Origin of the sequence: Mesorhizobium sp. M2A.F.Ca.ET.067.02.1.1 (assembly GCF_004023285.1) — a bacterium.
Lineage (GTDB): Bacteria > Pseudomonadota > Alphaproteobacteria > Rhizobiales > Rhizobiaceae > Mesorhizobium.
In genome coordinates this window covers 1-6,733 of the sequence record NZ_RZSB01000297.1, presented here as the reverse complement: position 1 = coordinate 6,733, position 6,733 = coordinate 1, and the positions used below count along the sequence as shown (strand labels likewise).

General features: G+C 60.1%; 9 protein-coding genes. All 9 read left to right on the top strand.

The features are described from left to right. Positions 1-291: transposase domain-containing protein (locus EOA28_RS19850; RefSeq protein ID WP_148670767.1), on the top strand; the 291-nt coding region annotated here is incomplete at its 5' end. Further along, positions 243-890 (top strand): UPF0149 family protein, encoded by a 648-nt coding sequence (locus EOA28_RS19845; protein ID WP_245501562.1) that lies wholly within the window; start codon positions 243-245, stop codon positions 888-890. The genes EOA28_RS19850 and EOA28_RS19845, both read left to right, overlap by 49 nt. A gap of 136 nt (positions 891-1,026) precedes the next feature. Then, positions 1,027-2,007 (top strand): LysR family transcriptional regulator, encoded by a 981-nt coding sequence (locus tag EOA28_RS19840; protein WP_245501561.1) that lies wholly within the window; start codon positions 1,027-1,029, stop codon positions 2,005-2,007. Between the two features lie 338 nt (positions 2,008-2,345). Continuing rightward, positions 2,346-2,837 carry a transposase gene (locus tag EOA28_RS19835; RefSeq protein WP_128315191.1) on the top strand — a complete coding sequence of 164 codons (492 nt, stop codon included), beginning with the start codon at positions 2,346-2,348 and terminating at the stop codon, positions 2,835-2,837. Further along, positions 2,834-3,178: an IS66 family insertion sequence element accessory protein TnpB gene (gene tnpB, locus EOA28_RS19830; RefSeq protein WP_126102165.1), complete on the top strand. Its 345-nt coding sequence runs from the start codon at positions 2,834-2,836 to the stop codon at positions 3,176-3,178. The genes EOA28_RS19835 and tnpB (EOA28_RS19830) overlap by 4 nt, the downstream gene beginning before the upstream one ends. A 44-nt stretch (positions 3,179-3,222) precedes the next feature. Continuing rightward, positions 3,223-4,917 (top strand): IS66 family transposase, encoded by a 1,695-nt coding sequence (locus EOA28_RS19825; RefSeq protein WP_128315190.1) that lies wholly within the window; start codon positions 3,223-3,225, stop codon positions 4,915-4,917. 316 nt (positions 4,918-5,233) lie between these two features. Next, entirely contained in the window at positions 5,234-5,545 is a 312-nt protein-coding gene (locus tag EOA28_RS19820; RefSeq protein ID WP_128315189.1) for a transposase, read from the top strand. Continuing rightward, a complete protein-coding gene (tnpB, locus tag EOA28_RS19815; RefSeq protein ID WP_245501560.1) occupies positions 5,542-5,910 on the top strand; it encodes an IS66 family insertion sequence element accessory protein TnpB in 369 nt (122 codons plus the stop codon). The genes EOA28_RS19820 and tnpB (EOA28_RS19815) overlap by 4 nt, the downstream gene beginning before the upstream one ends. A 94-nt stretch (positions 5,911-6,004) precedes the next feature. Continuing rightward, the gene (locus tag EOA28_RS19810) at positions 6,005-6,589 is read left to right on the top strand and encodes an IS66 family transposase zinc-finger binding domain-containing protein (protein WP_348633435.1); all 585 of its coding nucleotides are present in this window, start codon (positions 6,005-6,007) and stop codon (positions 6,587-6,589) included. Positions 6,590-6,733: the final 144 nt, after the last annotated feature.

Here is a 6,733-nt window from a genome sequence, read left to right as displayed (position 1 = left end):
CTCTATGATGGCCAGCTCGAGCCCGACAACCTGATCGCGGAGCGCGCCATTCGTGGATTTACCGTCGGCAGGCGCAACTGGCTTTTCTCGGGCAATTTCGCCGCGGCCGAGCGGTCAGCGGTCGTGCTCAGCATCATCGAGACCTGCAAGCTCTGCGGCGTCGATGCCGAAGCCTATATGGCCGATGTCATCGAGCGCATCCAGAACGACTGGCCAGCCTCGCGCTGGGACGAGCTGATGCCATGGAACTGGGTGCGCCGCCACGAGATGCCGCTCCCCTTGGCGGCATGAGCGCGCTCGATGACATGGCGCTGTCGGACGAGGCGCTCGAGGCCTGGATGGCCGCCAAGACCAACCCCCGCCCACTGGTGCGGACCATGTCGGCGCTGGATGGCTTCGTAACGGCATCGGTCACCGGGCCGCGGTTCGCCGACCCGCAAGACTGGATGTGCCCACTCATGGGATTGCCGCGCGACGTCCTGGCCAAAGGCTCTGCAACCGATCACGCCGTGTTTGCCAGCCTCGCCAGGATCCACAACCGGATCAACGAGACGCTGTTCGACAGACCGCAGGATTATGCGCCCCGCTTCACCACCAAGCCCAGCGGCGGCATCGACCCGCGGCCGTGGTGCCAGGGGTTCTACACGGCCATCAATCTCAACATCAAACGCTGGAAACGGCTACTCGACCTCAAGAACCCCAACCACGGGCTGCTGCTGCCGATCCTGATCTACTGCGTCGACGAAAAAGGGCGGCCCGTCCTCGGCAAACCCAGGCCGGGACCCGAGACCGCGCACTTCATCGAGCACGAGGCATACAAAGATATCGCCCTCGTCGTCCCCGCCCTGCGCGAACTCCACTACGTCACCCGTTATGACAACCCGCAGTGATCGCCCCGGCGCGCCGACTAACGGCTGACCGCCATACACGCATCAGGCGACTTCGGGAAAGGTGCCTTAGTGCACCGCTTACCAACGTTGTAGCTTGATCATCATTGAAGAAACCGATAAAGAATTATCCTAATGCATGTCTTTTACGAATGTTCCTGACGTCTGCACGATCAACGTTCGCGCCGCCCTTAGCGCAATGGAAGAGGCGCAGATGGTGACTCTGAAGCAACTTGAAGCCCTGCACTGGATCGCGCAGCTTGGTACTTTCGAACGGGCAGCGACCAAACTCAATACGACGCAGTCATCGATTTCCAAACGAATCCTGGAGCTTGAGGCGTCAACACGTCTGGCTCTCTTCGATCGTAATCAGCGCGGGGCCCGGCTGACCGAACAGGGAGAACAGCTTCTCTCTTTAGGGCGGGATATGCTCGACATTCAGCAGCGGATCTTTGAACTAAGAGACGCCGAACAACCACCGTCCCGACGTCTTCGCTTAGGCGTTACGGAGATGTGTGCGCTATCGTGGCTTCCGAGATTGGTTTCGGCCATCCATGACAAATATCCAACAGTCAACCTCAAGCCGGAAGTTGGTATGAGCCGCAATCTTTATGATCGGCTGCTTGAGGACACCATCGATATCATCGTCATACCCGAAGCATTTTCTGATCCCGAGATTACATCAGTCCGAATCGCCGAAGTGTCCAACTTCTGGACCGCCCGTCCGGGAATGATCAAAACCCGCCGCCCAATCGATTTACAAAAGCTTGCGGAATATACTATCTTGACTCAAGGGAGCCGCTCTGGTTCGACCCTGCTAATCAACAAGTGGCTGAGGGCGAACGGAATTGCGTTCCAGCGTACTCTCTCATGTGACAGTTTGACGGCTGTTATAGGGCTGGTGACTGCGGGCATTGGAGTAAGCTACCTGCCGCAACAGTGCTTCCATCCCCTTGTCAATGAGAGCAAACTCGCGATCGTCCCCGTCAAACCAGCTTTGCCACCGATACCGTATGCGACCATGTACAGGAATGATCGGCCCTCAGTGTTTACTGCAGCGATCTCAGATCTTGTTAGGAGCGTCTGCGACTTCTCGTTCCAAGGGCGGGAGTCCAACTGAGAAATCCCGAAGCAGCGAGGTTGCGATTAAGAATGGAATTCCCATTCTTAATCGCTTGCTGCGAGCTTGTACTTATCAAAGCTATCTACGCCGTCTGATCACTTTTCGTACGATGCTATTGGTTGAATTTGTTAGCCCTGTCGATTCTTTGAATTTACGTGCGCATTTCGCTGATTGTGAGCAGGGATTTCACGCGATCATGAGCGGCCGCTTCGACCGACCTGTTGATTGATTCAGGTGTTTACGGCTGCGTCAAGAGGTACGCCTACGCTAAAGGCCGCCTACTGACGCGTACCTTGTATCGTTAGTGTCCGCTTAGATTAAGTGGACACTTAGCAATGAAGTATCTGGCTATGGAGCCGCCGTCGAGGGTGGAAGCGAGCGCGCCGGCGGCTCTTGCTCCGCCGACGGATGCGGGCCGACGGCAGACGCGCCGCTCCTGGACGGTCGAGCAGAAGCTGGCGATCGTGGGTGAGGTGCAGGAGTCCGTTGATCCGGTGGCGATTGTCGCGCGGCGTCACGACATGAACGCGAACCACTTGCACATCTGGATGAAGCAAGCCCAGGAACGGAGATTGGGTGGCCGAACCGAGACCCCACCAATCGCCTTCATTGACATGGGTGTGGTCGGTCACAGCGTGCGCGATGTGGAGGCGGAAGACCCGGCTCCTGCGCGATCGCACTCCGAGGTGCCGACTACCAGCCAAGCGGTGTCTGCCGATGGCCGGATAGAAATCGTCGGTGCAAACGGCCGGCGTGTGATCGTTGACCGCACCGTCGACGTAAGTGTCCTGATGCGGATCTTGCAGGGCCTGGAAATGCTGCGATGATCCCGACGGAAGGCGTGCGTGTGTGGCTGGCGACAGGCTACACCGATATGAGATGTGGCTTTCCATCGCTGGCACTACGCGTGCAGGAGGTCCTCAAACATAATCCCCTGGGGGGCAACCTGTTTTGCTTCAGGGGGAAACGCGGAAATTTGTTGAAGGTCATCTGGCATGATGGCCAAGGAGCATGCCTGTTCACAAAAAGGCTCGAGCGCGGTCGCTTCATCTGGCCAACAGTTGAGGGCGGAGTAGTGACAGTATCTCCTGCGCAGCTGAGTTATCTGTTGTCCGGGATAGACTGGCGAAACCCTCAGGAAACATGGCGTCCAACTCGGGTTGGGTAGCATTTTTTAATTGAAAATACAAGGAAACGTGATTCAATCGGCGCATGAATTCGAAGCCGGTTGATCTTCCCTCGGATCTTGCCAGCGCCTATATGGCGCTGCTTGCCGAGCGTGAGGCGCTGCAGGCTGAACGCGATGTGGCTGTCGCCGATGCTGCCAACTGGCAGGCTGAAGCCGCCAACGCGCAGGCCATGCTGTCCGACAACGAGGCGCTGATTGCGCATCTCGAGCTGCGCATAGAGAGGCTGAAACGCGAACTCTACGGGCAGCGCTCCGAGCGCACGGCACGGCTGATCGAGCAGTTGGAATTGCAACTCGAAGACCTCGTCACCTCGGCGAGCGAGGATGAGCTTGCCGCAGCCGCCGCGGCGGCGAAGACCCAGAGCGTGCGTTCCTTCACGCGCAAGCGGCCAGTGCGTAAACCCTGGCCAGAGAATATCGAGCGCGAGCGCGTCGTCATCGATGCTCCGACTGCCTGCGCCTGCTGCGGCGGATCCCGACTGTCCAAGCTGGGTGAGGACGTGACCGGAACGCTGGAGGAGATCCCTCGCCGCTTCAAGGTCATCGAAACGGTCCGGGAGAAATTTACGTGCCGGGATTGCGAGGCGATCACCCAGCCGCCAGCGCCATTCCATGTCACGCCGCGCGGCTTCATCGGCCCACAGCTGCTGGCGACCATCCTCTTCGACAAGTTCGGCATGCACATCCCGCTCAACCGGCAGAGCACGCGCTTCAGGTGCGAGGGCATCGACATGCCGATCTCGACACTGGCCGATCAGGTTGGTCATGGAACCTTTGCCCTCATGCCGCTCTTCAAGCTCATCGAGGCTCATGTGTTCGCGGCCGAGCGCCTTCATGGTGACGACACGACGATCCGCGTCCTGGCAAAGAGCAAATGCACAACAGGCCGTATCTGGACGTATGTGCGCCACGATCAGCCATTCGGCGGCGCCGCGCCGCCGGCGGCGGTCTATTACGCCTCGAGCGACCGACGCGGTGAGCACCCACAGAAACATCTGTCCCGGTTCGGCGGCGTCCTTCAGGTCGACTGTTATAGCGGCTTCAATCCGCTATTCGATCCGAAGCGGAAAGAGCAGCCGATCACGCCCGCATTCTGTTTTGCGCATGCCCGCAGGGGATTCTTCGAACTGGCCGACGTCGAGAAAAATGCCCGCGAGGGCAAGAGGAATGGCAAACCGATCTCTCCGACGGCGCTGGAGGCCGTCAAGCGCATCGACGCGCTCTTCGACATCGAACGTGCCATCAACGGCCAGACAGCCGCTGAGCGGCGTGCCGTGCGGCAGGAAAAGAGCAAGCCGCTCTTCGATGACATGCACGAGTGGTTGCTGCGCGAGCGCGGTACCTTCTCGCGCTCTTCCGACGTCCTGAAGCCGATGAACTATATGCTGTCGCGCTGGGCCGACTTCGCACGTTTCCTCGATGACGGCAGAATCTGCCTGACCAACAATGCCGCCGAAAGGGCATTGAGAGGCGTGGCGCTCGGAAGGCGTGCGTGGACATTTGCCGGGAGCCAGCGCGGCGCCGACCGGGCTGCCGTCATGTTAACGTCCATCACCACCTGCCGCCTGAACGACGTCGACCCAAAAGCCTGGCTCGCCGACGTCCTCGCACGGATCTCTGATCTGCCAAGTTCCCGCCTGCACGAACTGCTGCCCTGGGAATGCAAAAATATGCGCGACGCCGACAAACTGGCCGGTCAGCAGACCGCCGCAGCCTGAACTGATCGCATCACCATAACGACCACTACGGGCCCACGCGACGCTTCATTCCGCGGCCTTCAGCGTACGCATACGTCAAGAGCGTGGGCGCGGGCTTTATATTTTCGCATGCTTTCTCCGGTGAGTTGAAGGGTAAGCGGTGCACCAGGGCACCTTGCAGTAGGCCGATGAACATGGAGCTTTGGCGCCATGACATTGGAACATGCAGAGGGCGATGTGGTCGCCGAGATCAGCGGCGCCGCGGCGTCTGAAGATGATGCAACGATGCCCGGCCGCGCGCGGCAACGGAGGCTGTGGAGTTGCGCCGAGAAGCGCGTTGGTCGACCTGGCGAACGCGGCGGGATCGTCGGTAACGGAGGTCGCGCAAGCGTTCGGCGTAGCTCCTTCGCAGCTCTATACGTGGCGCAAGCAGATGGCCGGCGGCGAGCTCGATGTCGACCAGCAGGCGGTCGCAACCTTCGCGCGGATCGAGGTGAACGATCTGCCCGAGGTCGAACGCCCCGTCGCCGATTGCCCGGACCCGGCCGGCAGGATCATCGTCGCCTTTGCGAACGGCGCGCGATTGCGGATCGACGGGACCGTCGATCCGGCAGCGCTGCGCATCGTCCTGGCGGAGTTGAGCAGGTGATCACGGTAGTGCCGACCGACCGGATTTACCTGTGCTGCGGCGCGACCGATATGCGCCGCGGGATCAACAGCCTGGCGCGGATGGTGCAACAGGTGCTCTCGCTCGACCCGCACACGGGCGCGATCTTCTGCTTCCGTGGCCGCAAGGGCCATATCATCAAGATTCTGGCGCATGACGACCAGGGGTTCTGCTTATTCACAAAGCGACTTACAGATGGCTGTTTTGCTTGGCCCACCACCAAGGATCAGGTCGCCGTGTCGCTCACCAAGGCGCAGCTTTCGCTGCTTCTGGAAGGGATCGATTGGCCGACCGAGCAAGACTTATCGGCCGCGTCCGGCGGGCCAATTTTGCTCGTTTGTTATTGATTTTGTGTCGATTTTGCTTCCTTGAAGGAGGTCTTTCGGGTATGCAATTTGGGTGTCGGAATGAGCTCCCTCAACCGCTGATTTCCTCGCCCGGATCGCGCTTCTGGAAGCGGCCGTTGCTGCCCGTGACACCACCATCGCCGAACGCGATGAGCAACTGCGAAGAGAGCGCGCCGAGGCCGCACTTCGCATCCAGCGCCTGCAGCTGCAGATCGATCGCTTCAACCGCAAGGCCTTCGGCCGCTCGTCCGAGAAGCTCGGCCAGATGCTGCTCGAACTCGAAGATCTCGAGGCCGATGTCGCCGCCGGCATGCCCGATGCCGAGCTGCCCATCGTCGCTAACACCGACAAGGTCCGGGTGCTGCCGGTGCGCAAGCTCAACCCGAACCTGCCGCGCAAGCGGGTCGTTCGCGAGCCCTCTTGCGCATGCTGCCCGGGCTGCGGCGGCGATCTGCGTGCCATGGGCGAAGACAGCGATGAGATGCTCGATCTGGTCGCCCAGGCCTGGCAGGTGATCGAGACCGTTCGACCCAAGTACAGCTGCCGGACCTGCGATAAAATCATTCAGGCGCCGGCACCCGCCAAGGCCATTGCACGCGGCAAGCTCAGCCACGCCGCGCTCGCCCATATCATGATGGCGAAGTGGGGTTATCATCTGCCCTACTACCGTAAATGTTGAAATCAACATTTACGGTATTGGACGAACCCGCTTCGCGGGAGAAGCTTGCACGGAGGTCATTGATCAGACGGAAGCGAGGCATCCTGGCATGATTGGCCGGACGTAGCCGCCCGCATTCACAGAGGCTTGCTTGAGGCAAGGTGT